This is a genomic window from Citrobacter sp. TBCS-15 (genome assembly GCF_005280815.1).
Lineage (GTDB): Bacteria > Pseudomonadota > Gammaproteobacteria > Enterobacterales > Enterobacteriaceae > Citrobacter > Citrobacter werkmanii.
Genome location: NZ_SZWK01000266.1, coordinates 1 through 253, shown reverse-complemented (window position 1 = coordinate 253; position 253 = coordinate 1). Strand labels below are relative to the sequence as shown.

Below are 253 nucleotides of genomic sequence, written 5' to 3'. Positions count from 1 at the left end.
CGAACGACTTGCTAAACGTGCTGAGAAAGCCCAAAAATTGCTTGATACAGAGCTTCTGAAAGATAGTTATATCGAAACGCTTGAAATGTTTAGTAAATTCAACTCTGTTAAACCTAGCTTATTTGGCGAACTTGAAACTCCAAGTAAAGTGATTGAGTTCATGGAAAAAAACGGAGTTAAACAAGGTAAATGGCTACGTCCTGAAGGGGTTGACGCTTGGTTCAAAGAACGAATCATCTGGTTCAAGAATAAA

The 253-nt window shown here is 37.9% G+C and carries 1 protein-coding gene; it reads left to right on the top strand.

Annotation, left to right across the window (positions count from 1 at the left end):
• Positions 1-253, top strand: a 253-nt coding sequence (locus tag FDW96_RS15135) for a hypothetical protein (protein ID WP_212732913.1), incomplete at both ends; no start/stop codon positions are given.